Annotated in this window: 15 protein-coding genes; 7 read left to right on the plus strand and 8 right to left on the minus strand. The window is 58.4% G+C overall.

What is annotated here, in order from left to right; translation table 11 throughout:
* Positions 1 to 130: 130 nt before the first annotated feature.
* Both AC1Q6J_RS00590 and AC1Q6J_RS00595 read right to left on the minus strand, forming a co-directional pair.
* Complete coding sequence (locus AC1Q6J_RS00590) at positions 131 to 2,110, minus strand: sodium:solute symporter family protein (RefSeq protein ID WP_492277376.1); 1,980 nt, start codon at positions 2,108 to 2,110, stop codon at positions 131 to 133.
* Between the two features lie 11 nt (positions 2,111 to 2,121).
* A complete protein-coding gene (locus AC1Q6J_RS00595; protein WP_492277377.1) occupies positions 2,122 to 2,400 on the minus strand; it encodes a DUF4212 domain-containing protein in 279 nt (92 codons plus the stop codon).
* Between the two features lie 308 nt (positions 2,401 to 2,708).
* Here AC1Q6J_RS00595 and AC1Q6J_RS00600 point away from each other — a divergent pair, with 308 nt between their 5' ends.
* Both AC1Q6J_RS00600 and AC1Q6J_RS00605 read left to right on the plus strand, forming a co-directional pair.
* Positions 2,709 to 3,329 carry a hypothetical protein gene (locus tag AC1Q6J_RS00600; RefSeq protein WP_492277378.1) on the plus strand — a complete coding sequence of 207 codons (621 nt, stop codon included), beginning with the start codon at positions 2,709 to 2,711 and terminating at the stop codon, positions 3,327 to 3,329.
* A 49-nt stretch (positions 3,330 to 3,378) separates the two neighbouring features.
* Positions 3,379 to 5,508, plus strand: a complete 2,130-nt coding sequence (locus tag AC1Q6J_RS00605) for a DUF294 nucleotidyltransferase-like domain-containing protein (protein ID WP_492277379.1) — start codon at positions 3,379 to 3,381, stop codon at positions 5,506 to 5,508.
* 209 nt (positions 5,509 to 5,717) lie between these two features.
* On the opposite strand, the gene AC1Q6J_RS00610 is transcribed toward AC1Q6J_RS00605, so the two are convergent.
* Positions 5,718 to 6,140, minus strand: a complete 423-nt coding sequence (locus AC1Q6J_RS00610) for a GFA family protein (RefSeq protein ID WP_492277380.1) — start codon at positions 6,138 to 6,140, stop codon at positions 5,718 to 5,720.
* Between the two features lie 130 nt (positions 6,141 to 6,270).
* A complete protein-coding gene (locus tag AC1Q6J_RS00615; protein ID WP_492277381.1) occupies positions 6,271 to 6,969 on the minus strand; it encodes a winged helix-turn-helix transcriptional regulator in 699 nt (232 codons plus the stop codon).
* A gap of 219 nt (positions 6,970 to 7,188) precedes the next feature.
* Between AC1Q6J_RS00615 and AC1Q6J_RS00620 the strand changes: the two genes are divergently transcribed.
* Entirely contained in the window at positions 7,189 to 7,707 is a 519-nt protein-coding gene (locus tag AC1Q6J_RS00620; protein ID WP_492277382.1) for an SRPBCC family protein, read from the plus strand.
* Positions 7,708 to 7,932: 225 nt separating this feature from the next.
* Positions 7,933 to 9,060 (plus strand): helix-turn-helix transcriptional regulator, encoded by a 1,128-nt coding sequence (locus AC1Q6J_RS00625; protein ID WP_492277383.1) that lies wholly within the window; start codon positions 7,933 to 7,935, stop codon positions 9,058 to 9,060.
* Positions 9,061 to 9,075: 15 nt separating this feature from the next.
* On the opposite strand, the gene AC1Q6J_RS00630 is transcribed toward AC1Q6J_RS00625, so the two are convergent.
* Both AC1Q6J_RS00630 and AC1Q6J_RS00635 read right to left on the minus strand, forming a co-directional pair.
* A complete protein-coding gene (locus AC1Q6J_RS00630; RefSeq protein WP_492277384.1) occupies positions 9,076 to 9,261 on the minus strand; it encodes a hypothetical protein in 186 nt (61 codons plus the stop codon).
* Positions 9,262 to 9,541: 280 nt separating this feature from the next.
* Complete coding sequence (locus AC1Q6J_RS00635) at positions 9,542 to 9,952, minus strand: hypothetical protein (RefSeq protein ID WP_492277385.1); 411 nt, start codon at positions 9,950 to 9,952, stop codon at positions 9,542 to 9,544.
* A gap of 207 nt (positions 9,953 to 10,159) precedes the next feature.
* Between AC1Q6J_RS00635 and AC1Q6J_RS00640 the strand changes: the two genes are divergently transcribed.
* From AC1Q6J_RS00640 to AC1Q6J_RS00650, 3 genes are read left to right on the plus strand one after another with little or no spacing between them, the layout of a single operon-like run.
* Positions 10,160 to 10,570: a FixH family protein gene (locus tag AC1Q6J_RS00640; protein WP_492277386.1), complete on the plus strand. Its 411-nt coding sequence runs from the start codon at positions 10,160 to 10,162 to the stop codon at positions 10,568 to 10,570.
* Between the two features lie 59 nt (positions 10,571 to 10,629).
* Entirely contained in the window at positions 10,630 to 11,970 is a 1,341-nt protein-coding gene (locus AC1Q6J_RS00645; RefSeq protein ID WP_492277717.1) for an efflux RND transporter periplasmic adaptor subunit, read from the plus strand.
* Positions 11,967 to 15,110, plus strand: coding sequence for an efflux RND transporter permease subunit (locus AC1Q6J_RS00650; RefSeq protein WP_492277387.1), 3,144 nt, complete (start codon positions 11,967 to 11,969; stop codon positions 15,108 to 15,110). Before AC1Q6J_RS00645 ends, AC1Q6J_RS00650 begins: the two co-directional genes overlap by 4 nt.
* 203 nt (positions 15,111 to 15,313) lie before the next feature.
* Here AC1Q6J_RS00650 and AC1Q6J_RS00655 read toward each other — a convergent pair whose 3' ends face one another.
* Positions 15,314 to 16,534: a molybdopterin molybdotransferase MoeA gene (locus AC1Q6J_RS00655; protein WP_492277388.1), complete on the minus strand. Its 1,221-nt coding sequence runs from the start codon at positions 16,532 to 16,534 to the stop codon at positions 15,314 to 15,316.
* Positions 16,535 to 16,798: 264 nt separating this feature from the next.
* On the minus strand, positions 16,799 to 17,503 hold the full coding sequence (locus AC1Q6J_RS00660) for a cyclic nucleotide-binding domain-containing protein (protein WP_492277389.1): 705 nt from the start codon (positions 17,501 to 17,503) through the stop codon (positions 16,799 to 16,801).
* Positions 17,504 to 17,633 lie beyond the last annotated feature (130 nt).

Raw genomic sequence — 17,633 nt, forward strand, 5'->3', positions numbered from 1 at the left:
ATTTCAGTTTCGAGAACGGCGTTGTTGCAGGATGACAAGCGCCGGCATCAACGGCAAGTGTGTAGGCTGTGGTCTCGAGACAAAAACGGGGCCCGGAAGGGCCCCGTTCATTGAGATTTGAGAAGGCGCTCTAGGTGGTCTTCTCTTTGAGCACAGTCTCGCCGCGCGGCCTTCGGATTTCATCGACGAAGGCTTGCATTTCCTTCGACGGTTCCTTGCCCATCAGGCTGACGACGTAGATAACCAGGAAGCCGAGTGGCATTCCCAACAAACCGCAGGAGATATTGTTGAGGTTGAACCAGCCGACCTTGTTGGCCATGGGGTGAGCCAGCGTTGGCCAGCTTTCCATGGCATTCGGTAGCGCCATCGCTTTTGCGATATCGACGATTGGCGCGCCTGTGACAGGGTTTAGCAGCGAGGACATGCCAAAATATGCCACGCCGGCACCGGGGAAGTATCTGGTCGTCACGAGATAGAACAGGCAGAGTCCGAACCCGGCGATGATGCCGCAGACCGCGCCTGTCGATGTTGCACGTTTCCACCACACCCCCATCACGAGTGCCGGAAAATTGCCGGCCATCGCAAGCGAGAATGCCCAGCCCACCATCGCCAGAATGTCTCCCGGCTTGGTCGCGGCCAGAGCAGCGGCAATCACCGCGACGATGACGAGAAGGACCCGTGCCACCAGCAGCCGACGCATTGTGGGCGCGTTGGGATCGAGCATCTTGTAGTAGACGTCATGAGACAGTGCGTTCGCGATGGCGAGCAGAAGCCCGTCAGCCGTGGACAGCGCTGCCGCGAGACCGCCAGCGGCGACAAGTCCCGAAATCACATACGGAAGGCCCGCGATCTCCGGGGTGGAGAGCACGATCACGTCCGTATTGATCACGAAGTCCTGCAACCTGACCACACCGGGGTGACCGGCAATGGCCTTGCACGCGGCCACGATGGCGTCGATGTTGGCTGCATTCTTGCCGCAGATCTGGATCAAGCCCAATTCGCCCCAGTTGAACAGCCATGGCCGGATCGCGCTCAGATCCCGGCCGATGATGTTGGTATAGACCTCCAGCTTCGAGAACGCGGCATAGGCAGGCGCCGAGAAATAAAGCAGGAAGATGAAGAGCAGCGACCATGCGACCGACTGACGTGCCTCACGCACTGACGGGGTGGTGAAGTAGCGCATCAGGATATGCGGAAGCGAAGCCGTGCCGACCATCATGCAGAAGATGATCGCGAAGAAATTCAGCGGGCTGTAGTTGATGAACGGCTGAATGTGCGGCTTGAGGTTTGCGGTAGTCGCAAGCCCGGTTTGCAGCATCTGACCTTCACGCGCCGTGATATCCGCGATCGCCTGGCCGTAGGTGAGTTCCGGGATTGGAATCCCGTAATTCTTGGTGGACAGGATTACGATGGGCGTCAGATACGCGATGATCAGCACGACGTATTGTGCGATCTGCGTCCAGGTCACCGCCCGCATACCGCCGAGCATGGCGCACAGCAGGATGCCGACCAGCCCGGCGAACACTGCAACCTCAAACTGCATGCCGAGGAATCGCGATGCAATAAGCCCTGTGCCATAAATCTGTGCCGTCACGTATGTGAAGGAGCAGCAGACAAGCACAATCACTCCGAGCGTGCGCGCCAGGTGGCCGCCGAACCGGAACGACAGGAAGTCCGGCACGGTATAGGCACCGAACTTGCGCAGATACGGACCAATCAGGATTGAGACCAGCACGAAGCCGCCGGTCCATCCGAGCACCCAGGCAAGGCCATCATAGCCGAGCAGGAAGAGGGTGCCGGCCATGCCGACGAAGGATGCCGCCGACATCCAGTCGGCGCCGGTCGCCATGCCGTTGTAGAAGGCCGGCACGCGCCGCCCTGCCACGTAGTATTCCGAGACCTCGGCAGTTCGCGTCATAACTCCGATGATGGCGTAGACCGCGATGGTGAAGAACACGAACAGATAGCCGAGAATCTTGTTCGGTACGCCGACCTGCTCGAGAATCGCAAGAAGGACAATGAACGAGATGAAGCCACCGGTGTAGGTGCCATACATCTTTCCCAGATTCTTGATGAAGTCTGAGCTGCTGGAAGCGGTTTGTGTGGACATGTCATTCCCCCTCAATCTTCCTCGGCAAAGCCGAATTCGCGATCAATCTTGTCCTGCTGCTTTGCGAAGAGGAACAGCATGACCACGAACACGATGAGCGAGCCCTGCGCGGCCATGTAGAAGCCGAGCGGGAAGTTAAGGATCGGGATCGTGATCTTGTTGAGCGGGATCACGAACATATGGATGATGAAACCGAAGAAGAACCAGACCGCGAGATGCGTGAACATCAAACGCGACGTCTTTCGCCAGTGGGCGACTTCTCTTGCCCTGATATCTGTGGAATGAGGCATGGGCTGCAATCCTCCCTAAAAGCCGGACTACGTGAGTGCCGGGTTTTGTCGAGGGGAATGCAATCCCATGAAAAGCGGCGCCCCCCGCTGCCGCGGCCCAACCGATCTTGATGCCGGTTCAGGAGCCGATAAAAAACTAACAACAGGGCCGGGAGAGACCTTATAGACTTTCGTCTTAGAGCCTCGTTTTGGCCCTTATTTACCTGCGGTTCTTTGACGCGGGCCGCTTCGCAAGTGCGAAATGAATTGAACGGTTGAACTGCGCGACGCCGTGATAATGCAGAACATCACTGTCTGGATTCTACCCGATGAAGCTGTTCGACAGATTATTCCGACGCCAGCCACCGGTCTGTAATAAAGCGGCGCTCGCAGATTTTATCGATGCGCAATCGGCCTTCCTTGTGCAGAAGGGAATTTATGAATACTCGCGCGCCCGCGCGGGCCACTACGCGAAAGTGCTGTTCGCAGAAGAAGGCTTCGCGAAATCCGTCGAACATTCCCGATGGCAAGCATACCCGCTCGGTCTCGCGATGGTTGGGGAAATGGTTGAGGGCGTGCTGCGGCCGCATGTCGGCGATCGCCGCCGCGCCATGCTGGATGAACTGACTACGATGGTTCTCTCGGTCTTTGACCGTTATCCGGTCCCTCCCTCGATCGGGGAAGATGCTTGGCTTGCTGCGCGGAGCGAATTGGCGAAGCGGATTGAACTTACGGCCGGTCACGCGCCCAAGCGGGTGATGGATATTCCCGAACCGCTGGCGGAAACCTATTTCGCGCTAATGCCAATCCATGAGAAGCTGCGCGGACGCGACTTTGCGACAACGCGCAATTATCTCCGGGTCAGTCTGTGCAACATCCATGATGAGTTGATTGAGCGCATGGACAAGGGGGCGCTGGAACAATCATTTATCGCGGGTGCCGCAGCCTAACCTTTCGATCGGCCGCACACGACCTGCGATAGGCGACGGGGAGGCGATGATGCACAGGACGAATAGCAGCGCCCTGCTGTTGTCGCTCGATGCCGTCGTCATCGACACCGAAACTACTGGTCTCGATCCGCGCAAGGCGCGGGTGATCGAGCTTGCTGGCGTGCGCCTCGCAGGCGGAAAGCTGGTTGCCGGCGGCTCGTTCAGTCAGTTGCTTAGACCAGGCGATGATTCCATTCCCGCCGTGACGACGCACATTCATGGCATAGACGATGCGGCGGTCGCGCAATCGCCGCTGTTCGTGGATGCCTGGCCGCGCTTCAACACGTTTATAAATCAGGCCGTCGTGATCGGGCACACAATCGGCTTCGATCTCGCGGTGCTGAAGCGCGAATGCGATCTGGCCGGGCTGCCGTGGTCGCGGCCGCGAACGCTCGACACCCGGCTGCTCGCGGAGATCGCCGCGCCGGAACTGGCGGGATATGCGCTGGAGAAGCTCGCGACCTGGCTCGGGATCGATATGACCGGCCGGCATTCCGCGCTCGGCGACGCGGTCATGACGGCGCGGGTATTTCAGGCACTGCTGCCGAGGTTACGTGACCATGGTATCCGTACCGTCGCTGAGGCCGAACGGGCCTGTCGTGCGCTCACCGCCGTACTCGACGATCAGGTGCGGCTCGGCTGGATTGAAGCTGTCGATGCTCCGGCTCGCATCGATGCCGAGCAGACGCTGAAGCGTTTCGACAGCTATGCTTACCGTCACCGCAACCGCGACATCATGCGTACGCCGGCACTCTTCGTCGCGCCGGATGTCTCGGTTAGTGAAACATTGGCGCGGATGACGCGCAAGAAAGTATCGTCGATATACGTGCGCGGACCGCAAGCGGACATCATGACGGCGGAGGTCGGGATCGTGACCGAGCGTGATGTGCTTCGTGCGATCGACCGGTTCGGAGCGGTAGCGCTCGAATTGCCGGTAAGGCAGATCATGAGCAAGCCGCTTGCGTCGGTTTCTGCGGACGGCTTCGTCTATCGCGCAATCGGCCGGATGAATCGCCTCAAGACCCGCCATCTCGGAGTCATCGATGAAGCTGGCCACGTGATCGGCGCATTGTCATCGAGGGATTTACTGCGCTTGCGCGCGGGAGAGGCCATATCGCTCGGCGACGAGATCGACGATGCGGAGGACGTGCATGCTTTATCGGCAGCCTGGGCAAAGTTGCCGCGGGTCGCGGAAGCGCTTTTGGCGGAAGGATTGTCCGGCCGTGACCTTGCGGAGGTAGTTTCCAGCGAACTCGGTGCTCTCTCCCGCCGGGCCGCTGTGATCGCTGAACATTACATGCGGGAGCGTGGGCAGGGCGGTCCCCCGTCGCCCTATGCCCTGGTCGTACTGGGATCGGCCGGGCGTGGCGAAAGCCTGCTGGCGACGGATCAGGACAACGCCGTAATCTTTGAACGAGGTGAGCCTGACGGCAGCGAGGATCGCTGGTTCGCAGCGTTCGGGGCATGTATCGCCGATATCTTGCATGAGGTCGGCGTGCCGTATTGCCGGGGCGGCGTCATGGCGAGGAACGCGCCGTGGCGCGGATCGGTCGCGACGTGGCGAAACCGCATCGACCACTGGATCATGCGTTCGAATCCCAATGATCTGGTTTGTGTCGATATTTTTTTCGATCTGCGCGCCGTCCATGGCGCCGGCGGTCTAGCCGTTGACGTGAGGCAGGCCGCCTTCGCGGCGGCTGAGGGACAGGTCGCTTTCGCCAAACTTCTGGTTGAGGGCATCGGCGTTCCCACGAGCTTGAAATCGTTCGGCGGCATCCGCACCAATAAGGATGGCCGCATTGACCTCAAGAAGGCCGGACTGTTCGGCATCGTCGCTGCGGCGCGGGCCTGGGCGATCCGGTATCACGTGATGGACCGGTCAACACCGGCGCGGCTCGCGGGCGTCAAAGCGCTGGTTCACGCCAGTGAACTCGATCTCGATGCACTTGATGACGCTCAGGGGGTTTTTCTCGATCTTATCGTGGCCCAGCAGATCGAGGATATCGCCCACGGGACGCCGCCGTCCAACGCCGTCGCGGTCAAGCGATTATCAACCCGGGATCGTGGCCGGCTGCGCATTGCGCTTGAAGCAGTCACGGCCCTCGAATCCCTCACGAGCGAGCTTCTGTTCAAGGATTGACTGCGGGCTCCTCCGGCTCGCCCGGAGCCATCGGTGAGATCGTCGTGCCACGGTCAGACCGATTATTTCGACAACACACACACACAACGCTCTCATAACGGTGCGTTGTGTCCGCGTGCGGTGTTCACGTCGCTTATAGATGCGATGGTGAAGCCCGGCGCGAGGCCGGACTCCTGGTTTTATCTATGCGTTCGTTGAATGAGACGGCCTTACTCCTCGACCGCCTCCCCAGATCCCCCCAATTCTGCCGGGAAGTCCTTGAGTTTTGGCAATCCGTCTTTCATGGGGAGCACCGTCTCTGCGTAGTTGACGTGAACGCCGGGGACAAACGGAAGGGTTGGAAGCGATGCGGCGAATACATCGACCAGGCCCAGCGTCGGATGGTTGGTCATAAGGTGTCCCCCGCACTTTTTGCAATACTGACGCTGGCTAAGCGGGGTCTTCTGAAATGTCGCGATATGCTCGCCTCCCGATTTCACTTCCACCGCCTCTGGTTTCCACAGGCTGAAGGCGTTGACGGGGCCGCCGGACCATGAACGACAAGAACTGCAATGACAGTATCCCATGGCCTCCGGCGAGCCGGTAACCTCAAGTTTAACAGCGCCGCAAAAGCAGCCTCCAACGTGACTCATCTGTCTTCCTTTCGAAGTTGATCAAGTCAGACCGACTATCAGGGTGCTTGGATTCAATTCCAGTTCAGGAACTGTACCTCTCAGTGATCGCAATTTGGATATGCGGCTCAGGTTGCCGCTAACTCAGCGCTCAACTCGCCAGCTTTCGTTCCTTCGCAAAGGGACTGAGGCCGAGCCATGTTTGCATGGCTGAGGCGAGTTTCCGGTCTCCGGTCAGTATCATCCGCGCGCTCCCAACGGCGACGCGCACCGTGTCAAGTCCCATCCATATGGATGTCATGGTCCGCAGATCAACCGACACATAGAGATCGATATCGAAGCCGGGGTCGATTGAACAGAGATCGACGCCTTTATTCGGATCGACGATCAGCCACCAGGAACGCTGGGTGACCGACAGCTCGGGGTAAATGAACTGCACAACGCTACGGCCCTGCGGCATCGGCGTGGTGTTCAGGTTTCTCCGCATATCCCACATCAGGAGTTGGACATCGAGATGCTGAAGCGACACGTCTGCTTCGATCCGGCGCTGTCCCCAGATGCCGAATGCCTCGACAATTGGTCCGAGTTCTTTTCCGGACGCGGTCAGATGATATTCGAAGATGCCGGGATCCGACGCTGACGCTGTGCGGGCAATGATACCGGACATCTCAAGATCCTTGAGACGTTGCGAGAGCAGGGCTGGCGACATCCGCGGAACTCCGCGGCGCAACTCATTGAAGCGTGTCGAGCCCGCGACGAGTTCGCGCAACAGAACGACGGTCCAGCGTGTGCATAGAATCTCCGCGGCCATCGCGACCGGACAAAATTGTCTGTAACTGCCTATGGTCATGTTCTCTCCAGATCATCATGGATGCGGAATGCTGGCGCTGTCTCTTGGTTCATTTTCTATATCGGTCGCGATTCAGTTCCTGAACTGGCCCAGTGCGGGGAAGGTTGGCAATCTTGATGGACACGGCGGGCACGAAGCTCGCCTGCGCAAACGTCGGTCTTGCCCGCGCGGTGATAAGCGCTGGCGAGGCCTCCGTAACTCCAATGACTAGGACAATTCATGAAAAATCTTATTGTTGCGCGATACCTCACAGCGCTTTCACCTTCGGCTGCTCTTGGCGCGATGGCCTTCTTGAGCGTCTCTGTGTCGCCAGTTTCTGCCGCGAATCTGTCGCACAGCGTTGACGTGAACGGCACGCCTTCGGCTGTCTGGTCGGCGATCGGTTCGTTTTGCGCCATCAAGGATTGGCTGCCGCCAGTAGGGGCCTGCATTGAGGATGGCAAGGTGCCGCCGACGCGGACTCTTGTGACCAAGGATGGCAAAGCCGCGTTCGTGGAAGCGCAAACTGCGCGGAACGACGCAGAGTATACCTATTCCTACGCGTTCATATCGAGCCCGTTGCCGGTCACGAATTACAGGTCGACCATCAAGGTAACGGCCAAGGGTGATGGCTCTTCCATCGTCAGTTGGAGCGGCTCCTACACCGCGGATCGGGGCAAGGAAACGATTGCGAGTGAGGCATTGAAAGGCGTCTACGAAGCTGGTTTGGCGTCGATCAAGGCCAGGTTTACGAAGTAAATCGAGAGCCGTCCGCGGCTTCGATAATTGCTTCTGTTTCTGCCGGTTCGGCGTGGTTTCCAAGTCCGGCGCCGGCCGGCGGAATATCCCATTCTGCAGTCTTCGATTCCGCAAGTGCTGTGGACTCGCTTTGACGGGAGACGTACTTTGACAGAAGCCGTTCAAAGGAATGCCCGACCCCGGACGGCGGGTCGGGCTGACCGGCTTGGCGTGGTCAACGAGCGCATGACTCAGTATCAAAAAGCATCCCGCCTGATCGGAGACATCTATGATGCTTCGCTCGATCCTGCGATGTGGACCGTCGTTCTCGAAGAGATATCTGAATTTGTCGGCGGTCAGGCCGCAGGCCTTGCTTTGAAAGATACAGCAAGCTCCTTTGTGGAGGCCCGCTATCAATTTGGCCTCGATCCAGAGTACATGCGGAGTTATTCTGAAACCTACTCGAAGTTCGATCCTCTTGCTGCGGTGACGCTCTTCGGCGTCGGGCAAGTCGTAAGCCTTCCAGACCTCGTACCTTACGAAGAATATCGCAAGGGACGCTTTTTTCGGGAGTGGGCCGAACCTCAGGGCTGGATCGATGTCGCCAGTGCCGTACTCGAGAAGTCTTCGACAAGTTGTGCGTTTCTCAGCGTTGTCCGGAACAAGGCGGGAGGCATGGTCGACGACGAGATGCGCCGGCGTATGTCGCTTGTCATTCCGCATGTGCGCCGCGCGGCGTTGATAGGCAAGGTGATCGATCTGAAACATGCGGAAGCGGCGACATTTGCCGAAACCTTCAATGGTCTCAGTGCGGGCATGTTTCTGGTTGATGGGCGAGGGCACATCGTTCACGCCAATGTCGCGGGGCACACTCTTCTGGACGAAGGGAGTGTTCTGCGTTCGATGAAAGGCCAACTCGTCGCAGCCGATCCGCAGGTCAACAAAACTCTGCGAGAGATTCTTGCCATCGCGGACCAGGGCGATGCCGCGCTTGGTATTAAGGGCATTGCACTGCCGCTCTCGACGCACGATGGGGAACGCTACGTTGCTCATCTGTTGCCGCTGATGTCTGGCGCCCGTCTGCGTGCCGGCGTTGCCTATACGGCGGTTGCGGCGTTGTTCGTCCGGAGGGCGACGCTCGAAACGCCTTCGGCTCCGGAAGTGATCGGACGTACCTTCAAGTTGACGCCGACCGAACTGCGTGTGCTGCTCGCGGTGGTCGAGGTCGGCGGCGTGCCGGAGGTCGCAGTCGCTCTCGGTGTTGCAGAGACGACGATCAAGACTCATGTCAGTCGCCTTTTCGAAAAAACGGGCGCCGGGCGACAGGCCGATCTGGTCAAGCTCGTCGCCGGATTTTCGACGCCACTGGCGTAAAGAACAACGCCCGGATCAGCCTCCAACGCCCTCGAGTTCAAGCAGCGGGCGCTCGTAGCCGATTTCAAAGCCCAGAGCCCTTGCAACTGCGGCTGGCAAAGTCATTGTTTTCCATGTTCTCGTTGCGCGGAAAGCGCAAACTTCTTTGCAGCGGCCGACTTCCCGAAGAATCGCTTCGATGGATGGCTTGAAGCCGATCATACGTCATCCTCGATCGTCAGCTGGCGCCAAAGTTCACAGGTCGCCGAATCACGCCCTGTGAGGCCGATGTGATGTTTGACGCGTCATGAAACATTGCGCGTCAGCCGATCGGAGGATGCCGGTTGACCAACTGAGTTAGGAGAGCGTCGGCGAGCTCGGCAACGCGGATCGCTTGACGCGGTCACAGGTCGATCGCGGCGACCCGCTATCCCTGTCGTAAATCTACCAGGCGGTAGCGGCCGTTGCGGGATGAGGGAACTCATCCGTCGGTCGTTTTTCTTCACGCTACCGCAAGGCACACCATGGTTCGCGCCATCCCCTTACATTCTAAAGACGCCATTCGTCGATTTTTGCTCATCACGGTGTCGTTACCTGTGAGGCTTTCAATTTCGGCGCGTGTGTGAGATTTTGGGACTATGAGCCACGAGATTGCCATCCGCCAGCTAGTTGCGATCTTCATGATCGCAGGTTTGGTATTGGCTCCGCTGTCCCGGCCCGTCATGGCGGAGTCGCCGCCGGACGGTGCGATGGCTGGCATGTCATACGAAGTGGCGGCGTCGGCGACGACAAACGAAATGGCAAACGACATGCCATGCTGTCCGTCGAAAGCTCCGTCGCCAGTTGATTGTGAGAAGTGCCTTCTCATGGCGGCCTGCATGACCACAGGCTTCACTGTCGTGCCGGTATCCACCTTGCTTCGGTTTCCTGCCGTTTCCAGCCGGATTATACGGCCGAAGGATGATGCCTGGCTCCAGAGTTTGGCCCATCCACCTCCTGACCATCCTCCTCGAATCCTGATCTGATCGGCGCTGTAGCGCCGGTTCGCTGCCGTGTGGCTTCAGGCTGCGCGGCAAACGCATGCCGCCTTGCGGCAGATCAGGATATTGAGGACCTCGAAATGAAGACGTTCAAGTACACACGCGCTGTGGGGGCTGTGCTCACCGGCGTTGGCATGACCGGATTGGTCACCACTGGAGTCCGAGCTGAAATCAAGGATTACGAATTCCAGCTCGTCGATCAGACGGTCAAAGCTGGCCAGGACAAGACCGTTACGATCCGGCTCGTCAACAAGACCACCGGCAAGCCGGTACCGGATGCAGTGATCTTCGCTACTCGTCTCGATATGGCTCCGGACGGCATGCAGGAGATGGCGACGAAGATCGTGCCAGCACCGGGGGCGGAGTCGGGCAGTTACAAGTTCAAGGCGACCTTCGGGATGGCGGGCCGATGGCTGCTTTCGCTCGGTGCGAAAGTGCAGGGCGAAACCGGCACTGTCGAAGGCAAACTCGTCATCACGGCTCAGAAATGAGAACCGCCAGCCTGGTTACCGTCGCCGCAGTAGCAGCGGCGGGGAGCGGTGGATTCATTATGTTTCATCCACCATATCATGAAACCAAAACCCCGCGCATCGCTCTCGTGACCGTTGCGCATGCAATGGACGCGCCGCTCTATTATCAGGATCCGGACGGCAAGCCGTCCTACTCGCTCACGCCCAAGAAGACGCCGGACGGACGGGATTACAAAGCCGTGCCTGTCGGCGCAGACGTCAGCTTCGACGAGGAATCCGCTCCCGAGGCCGTGCCGGCTGCACCGACGGATCGGAAGATTAAATACTACCGCAATCCGATGGGGTTGCCGGATACGTCGCCAATTCCGAAAAAGGACTCGATGGGGATGAACTACATCCCTGTCTATGAAGGCGAAGACAGTGACGACGGATCGGTCAAACTCTCGCCCGGGAAAATCCAGCGCACTGGCGTGAAATCCGAACCGGCGGCGCTGCGAGCCATCCGCACATTGATCAGAGCGCCGGGTACGATCCAACTCGACGAACGCCGTATCTCTGTCATTTCGATGCGGGCGGAAAGCTGGGTCCATAAAGTCGCGAACGTCACCACCGGTACGAGAGTCAGCAAGGGCCAACCGCTGATGGAAATCTACAGCCCGGCTGTTGCGACGGCATCGGCCGAATATATCGCGACGATCAGCTCGAAGACGACAGGCGGGGACGGATTTTATGGGCGCGGCTCGCGGCAGCGGCTTATTAACCTCGACGTTCCGGATGCCGCCATTGTGGCCATGGAAAAGAGCCGAACCGTTCCGATTACCATCGAGTGGTCGGCACCGCGCGACGGGATCGTACTCGAACGCGGTGCTATTGAAGGCATGCGCGCGCAGCCGGGCGATGTTCTGTTCCGGGTTGCGGACACGTCGGTCGTGTGGGCGATGATCGATGTAGCGGAACGCGATCTGGGAACGCTTGCAGTCGGCCAGCCGGTCATCGTGAAGGCGCGCAGCTTTCCGAGCCGGGAGTTCGCCGGAAAGATCAGTGTGATCTATCCGCAGGTGAATAGAGAAACACGAACCGCCCGTGTGCGGATCGAATTGTCCAATCCAGATGATGCGCTGCTTCCCGAGATGTATGTGGACGCGCAGATCAACACCGGCAACCCAGAGCCGATTCTGACCATCCCGGAAAGCGCCGTTCTGGATAGCGGAACGAAACAAGCTGTCTTCGTCGACAAAGGGCAGGGGCGGTTTGAGCCGCGCGATGTCAGGCTCGGTCATCGGGGCGATGGTTATGTCGAGGTGCGGGAGGGTGTCACGGAAGGCGAGTCAGTTGTCGTCTCGGCGAACTTTCTGATCGATGCGGAAAGCAATTTGAAGGCCGCCCTCAAGGGGTTCTCGGAATCGGGGGGGCAGCAATGATCACTCGTCTCATCGCATGGTCCGCGCGAAATCTGCTGCTGGTGTTCTTTGGTGCCGGATTCGCTGCGGCGGCTGGAATCTACGCCCTTGCTCACTTGCCGCTCGATGCGATTCCCGATCTCTCGGATACGCAGGTGATCGTCTACACCGAGTATCCCGGACAGGCGCCGCAAGTAATCGAGGATCAGGTCACATATCCGCTGACGACTGCGATGTTGACCGTGCCGCGGTCGAAAGTGGTGCGCGGATTTTCCTTCTTCGGGGTGTCATTCGTCTACGTCATTTTCGAAGATGGCACCGACATCTATTGGGCGCGTTCGCGTGTGCTTGAATTTCTCAACGGTGCGGCATCGCGGCTGCCGGCTGGCGTAACGCCGACGATGGGCCCGGACGCCACCGGTGTCGGCTGGGTTTACCAATATGCGGTGATGTCGAAGGAATTGAACCTTTCCGACACACGCGCAATTCAGGACTGGAATCTGAAATTCTCGCTCGCCAGGGCGGAAGGAGTCGCCGAGGTAGCCAGCGTGGGCGGCTTCGTCCGGCAGTACAATGTCATATTCAATCCGCAGCGTATGCGCGACCTCGGGATCACGATGCAGAGGATGCGCGATGCGATTCGAGCCAGCAATGCCGACGTCGGCGGCCGTACCGTCGAGCTCTCGGAGTTCGAATACGTCATCCGCGGCAAAGGTTATCTGAAAAATATCGATGACCTTGGCAACGTCGTGCTGAAGACCAGCGGCGGCACACCGGTCCTGCTGCGCGATGTCGCCCGGGTCGAATTCGGTCCGGACGAGCGGCGCGGCATCACCGAATTGAACGGAGAAGGAGAGGTTGCAAGCGGCATTGTGCTTCAGCGTTTCGGTGTCAACGCACTCGACGTGATCGAGAACGTCAAGAAGCGATTCAAGGAAATTGCCAGCAGTTTGCCAAGTTCGGTCGAAATCATTCCGGTTTATGACAGATCCAACCTGATCAAGGCGGCCATCGCCACGCTTAAGCACACTCTAGTCGAGGAGAGTGTGGTGGTGGCGCTGGTCTGCATCATCTTTCTGCTTCATGTTAGGAGTGCCCTGGTCGCCATCATCATGCTGCCAATCGGTGTGCTGATGGCCTTTGGCGCAATGAAGCTCCTCGGGTTAGGCTCAAACATCATGAGCCTCGGTGGTATCGCGATTGCGATAGGCGCGATGGTTGATGCGGCCATTGTGATGATCGAGAACGCGCACAAGCATCTGGAGCGGGCCGAACCCGGCCGCTCGCGGGTCGATATTCTGATCGAGGCCGCCTCCGAGGTCGGTCCGGCGCTGTTCTTCAGCCTCTTGATTATCACTGTTTCGTTCATGCCAATATTCACGCTGGAATCGCAGGAAGGCCGGCTGTTCAGCCCCCTGGCATTTACCAAAACGTTTGCGATGGCGGCGGCGGCTTTGCTGTCGGTGACGCTGGTACCAGCGCTCATGATCGTCTTCGTGCGCGGAAAAATCATTCCAGAGCACAGGAATCCGATCAATCGCTTCCTGATCTGGATTTATCGGCCAGTCATCGAAGCCGTCATGCATGCGAAGACATTGGTGATCGCTATATCGCTCGCAATTCTCGCCGCGACCGTGTGGCCCGCGCGGCAGCTAGGTACGGAATTCATGCCGAACCTGAATGAAGGCACGTTGCTCTACATGCCGACGACGTTGCCCGGTATCTCGGTTACCAAGGCAGGCGAGCTTCTACAGACCCAAGACAGGATTATCCGGTCATTTCCGGAAGTGGCCTCGGTTTACGGAAAGGCGGGGCGTGCATTGACGGCGACCGATCCTGCGCCGTCCGAGATGTTCGAGACAGTCGTAAATCTGAAGCCGAAGGAGGAATGGCGACCCGGCCTCACCATCGACAGTCTGACCGCTGAAATGGATCGAGCGTTGCAGTTCCCAGGTGTCTCCAACGCCTGGACCATGCCGATCAAGGCGCGCATCGACATGCTGTCGACCGGCATCCGCACGCCGGTCGGGGTCAAGGTGATCGGCACAGATCTTGTCGAGATCGACAAGCTGGCCAAGCAGATTGAGCAGGTTTTGAAGACTGTGCCAGGGACATCGTCGGCTTATGCCGAGCGCGGGATCGGTGGATACTATCTCGATATTACGCCAGACCGGACAGCGTTGGCGCGCTATGGCATCATGATTCAGGACGTTCAGGACGTCGTTGCGACCGCGCTTGGCGGTCAGACCGTGACCGCAACGGTGGAGGGACGGCAACGCTTTAGCGTCAACATGCGATACTCGCGCGATTTGCGTGACAGTCCGCAGACCATCGCCAACGATGTTCTCGTTCCAATGCCGGGGGGCGGGGCGGTCCCGCTCGGAGAGGTCGCCAGAGTTGCGCCGTCACGCGGCCCAACATCGATCCGTACCGAGAACGGGCAATTGGCCGTCTATATCTACGTGGATATTCGCGATCGTGATCTTGGCGGGTACGTGGCCGACGCTCAGAAGGCAGTGAGAGCGACCATCCAATTCCCGCCAGGGTCCTACGTGGTCTGGAGCGGGCAATTCGAGTATCTCGAGCGTGCGGCTGCACGTCTGAAGATTGTGGTGCCGGTGACGCTCCTGATCATCTTTCTCCTGCTGTATCTCAATTTCCGGTCTATCAGCGACACTATGATCGTGATGTTGTCGCTGCCATTCGCGTTGGTCGGTGGAATCTGGCTGATGTGGTGGCTGGGCTTCAATCTGTCTGTGGCGGTCGTTGTCGGTTTCATCGCGCTGGCCGGCGTTGCGGCCGAAACCGGTGTTGTTATGCTGATCTATCTCAACCAGGCGCTTATGGAAATCAGGGCGCGGCGCGATGCCGAAGGCCGAGCGCTAACCCGATCTGATTTATACGAAGCGATCATGGAAGGCGCGGTGGAGCGCGTGCGGCCGAAGATGATGACGGTGGTTGCCATCATAGCGGGACTACTGCCGATCATGTGGAGTACCGGCGCCGGCTCAGAGATCATGCAACGCATCGCGGTACCGATGATCGGTGGCATGGTTTCATCGACGCTGCTCACTCTGATCGTAATCCCGGCCATCTATACGCTGGTCAAGGAGGAGGGCCTCAGGAAATCGAGATCAAGGATAGAGGCGACCGTGACGTGACTCGCTAATCAGTTTGTACGGGCGGCCGCAGAATGCTCTGGCCCTTCTTGGGCACCGCAAAGTCATGGATTTCTTTGTAAAATTCCCTGTTGCAGGATTCCGCTGGAGACCGGTGCGATCGGCACAGCACCGCCAGCCAGTAAGCGAAGGTACGTGCGGATAAAGAGAAACCGTTCGTTTTGACGGAATTGGCGCAAGCCGGCCTACAGGGCAAACCATTCGACCCGATCGCCCGGTTTGACGCCTTCGCAGTCGGGGCCGAGCACGGCAAATCCTTCGGCCTTGCTCAGAAGAAAGAGTTTTCCGGAGTTAGCCTTGGGTAGCAAATCCACAAGCGGTACTCCGTTTGCATTGTATCCTTTGATAACGGCAGGCAGATAGGTCGATCGCCCGATCCGGCATGTCCATGTGAAATCCGCGATCACGGGACGTACAGGCTCTGCGCGCTGTTTCAGGCCGCTCCACGCTCGTAACAGGCGATCAACTACGGCGTGGAATGTTGTGTAGACCGCTCCGGGATTGCCTGGGAGGCCGATATAAGCGGCTTGCTCGACGTGACCGAGTGTCAGCGGCTTTCCTGGTTTGATCGCAACCCGGGTGACCGCGATCGTTCCGTTACATCGACGAACGACATCGGCCATATGGTCTTCATCGCCGACAGAAACACCGCCTGTGGTGATGACCACATCCGCCTGCGCTGCGGCGTCTCTCATGCGGGCGCACAAGGCTTTTGGCTCATCGTGACAGGTGCCGAGATCGATAAGATCAATCCATGGCTTGTCCAGTAGGCCTCGCAAAATGTAGCGGTTCGAATTGTAAATCTCACCTGGCGCGAGATTCTCTCCAGGCTGACGCAATTCCGATCCAGTCGAGAAAATGGCAACGCGGAGTTTGCGGAACAATTCGATCCGCGCAATTCCGGCCGATGCCGCGACGCCCATTGCTCGCGGTTCCATCAGGCTGCCGCTTTCGATCAATGTATCGCCGGTCTGAACATCCTCGCCGCGCAGTCTGATGTTCTCACCACGTCGCGGAATGCGGGAGAGTATCACTATGTCTCCTTCGCGCCGGACGTCCTCCTGGGCGATGACGGCATTTGCGCCGGGCGGGATCGGCGCTCCAGTCAGAATCCGGATGGCGCTATCGGCCTTCAGCGATATTTCTTCCTTCGTGCGGCTGGCTGTGATGCGCCCGATCAGTCTCAACCGTAGGGAGCCATTCATGCCCTCAACATTGAGCGCATAGCCATCCATCGCGCTGTAATCGAAGCAGGGTTGCGGCGCCTGTGCAATGAGGCGCCGCGCCAGAATACGTCCAGAGGCATGTTGCAGATCGACAGTTTCCACTGTCATCGGCTGCCTCAACGTCAGCCCCCTCTCGATCGCGAGATCGACTGGGGTCAGCGTGGACTCCTCATGATCCATGCATGACGGCCGAGAAATCTCTTCTTGCCGATCAGTATGCCGTCGTTGCGGAAGAAACGATATCTCGTGAGATTTGCGTGGATGACCCATTTGTGTGCTCCATTCTCCTCGCGGAGAAACGATGCCCGGTTCCCTGCGGGCCATTGAGGCGCAATATCTATCAGGGTCTTTTGTTCTTCGTTTGCGCTAACGCAAATGTGTTTTCGCCATCTCGTCGAGATTGCTTCTTTCAGGGAGTGCCACTCGCAACCATAGCTCCGGGTATTACGAATCCGGATCGTCGATAAGCCGTTGCGGGCGCGCGAAGACTGCGAGTTGTTCTTTGTCGTCGATGACAATTTCACGTCCTCGAATCCGCACGCCGTGATCGGTCAGATATGCCAGACTCCGTGACAGATTCTCCCGCGTGGTGCCGATATGAGATGCCAGCGTGCCGCGGTCGAACGGAATGACGATATTTCCTTGATGGATGTCCTTCTGAGCCTCCGCCAATATCCAGTTGGCAAGCCGTTCAACGCTCGATCTTGCCATGTATCCTTTTAGTTTCTTGACCGATCCGCGATAAGCGAGCGCAAGTTCCTTTGCGATCATGCGTGCAAAAGCGACATCCTGATCGAAAATCTGACGAACCCGCTTTGCTGGAATCAAAAGAACGCGCGATTCGACCAAGGTCCTTGCCGAGTTTAAATATGGCTGGTCGCTGACGATGGCTGCCAGAATGAATGTGGAGACCGGATTGACCAATGAGATCCCCCATTCCCCGCCATCCTGTTCGGTATAAATCTCGGCGAGGCCGTCGATCAGTACATGCAGAAAGTCGGCCTGGGCGCCTTCACGTATCAAGACGACGCCGGCTGGAAATTGCTGAAACAGGGCGGCGTCCAGCAGGCGCTCCAGATTCTCGAGGCTTATTTCGGAAAACAGCGGCAGTTCCCGCAGCTGTTGGAGCTCATGGGGACGCAATGGCATCGCTCCGTTTCAAGATTGTCGATGTATTGTGATATTTATCAATTCTAGCCGCAACAAACGTCATGTGGCAATGCGCACAACGTCAAACAACGCGGCCTATTTGTATATAAGGCGAGGCTGGCGGTCCCCA

It is taken from the genome of Afipia sp. MLSD5-FHT05B12, assembly GCF_058793355.1.

What these genes read in the sequence shown, in the direction of transcription:
- AC1Q6J_RS00620 (WP_492277382.1), top strand. Translation starts at nt 7,189, where the DNA reads ATGAAAAATCTTATTGTTGCGCGATACCTCACAGCGCTTTCACCTTCG.
- AC1Q6J_RS00630 (WP_492277384.1), bottom strand. Translation starts at nt 9,261, where the DNA reads ATGATCGGCTTCAAGCCATCCATCGAAGCGATTCTTCGGGAAGTCGGC.
- AC1Q6J_RS00605 (WP_492277379.1), top strand. Translation starts at nt 3,379, where the DNA reads ATGCACAGGACGAATAGCAGCGCCCTGCTGTTGTCGCTCGATGCCGTC.
- AC1Q6J_RS00645 (WP_492277717.1), top strand. Translation starts at nt 10,630, where the DNA reads ATGTTTCATCCACCATATCATGAAACCAAAACCCCGCGCATCGCTCTC.
- AC1Q6J_RS00610 (WP_492277380.1), bottom strand. Translation starts at nt 6,140, where the DNA reads ATGAGTCACGTTGGAGGCTGCTTTTGCGGCGCTGTTAAACTTGAGGTT.
- AC1Q6J_RS00625 (WP_492277383.1), top strand. Translation starts at nt 7,933, where the DNA reads ATGACTCAGTATCAAAAAGCATCCCGCCTGATCGGAGACATCTATGAT.
- AC1Q6J_RS00660 (WP_492277389.1), bottom strand. Translation starts at nt 17,503, where the DNA reads ATGCCATTGCGTCCCCATGAGCTCCAACAGCTGCGGGAACTGCCGCTG.
- AC1Q6J_RS00595 (WP_492277377.1), bottom strand. Translation starts at nt 2,400, where the DNA reads ATGCCTCATTCCACAGATATCAGGGCAAGAGAAGTCGCCCACTGGCGA.
- AC1Q6J_RS00640 (WP_492277386.1), top strand. Translation starts at nt 10,160, where the DNA reads ATGAAGACGTTCAAGTACACACGCGCTGTGGGGGCTGTGCTCACCGGC.
- AC1Q6J_RS00650 (WP_492277387.1), top strand. Translation starts at nt 11,967, where the DNA reads ATGATCACTCGTCTCATCGCATGGTCCGCGCGAAATCTGCTGCTGGTG.
- AC1Q6J_RS00655 (WP_492277388.1), bottom strand. Translation starts at nt 16,534, where the DNA reads ATGGATCATGAGGAGTCCACGCTGACCCCAGTCGATCTCGCGATCGAG.
- AC1Q6J_RS00590 (WP_492277376.1), bottom strand. Translation starts at nt 2,110, where the DNA reads ATGTCCACACAAACCGCTTCCAGCAGCTCAGACTTCATCAAGAATCTG.
- AC1Q6J_RS00615 (WP_492277381.1), bottom strand. Translation starts at nt 6,969, where the DNA reads ATGACCATAGGCAGTTACAGACAATTTTGTCCGGTCGCGATGGCCGCG.
- AC1Q6J_RS00600 (WP_492277378.1), top strand. Translation starts at nt 2,709, where the DNA reads ATGAAGCTGTTCGACAGATTATTCCGACGCCAGCCACCGGTCTGTAAT.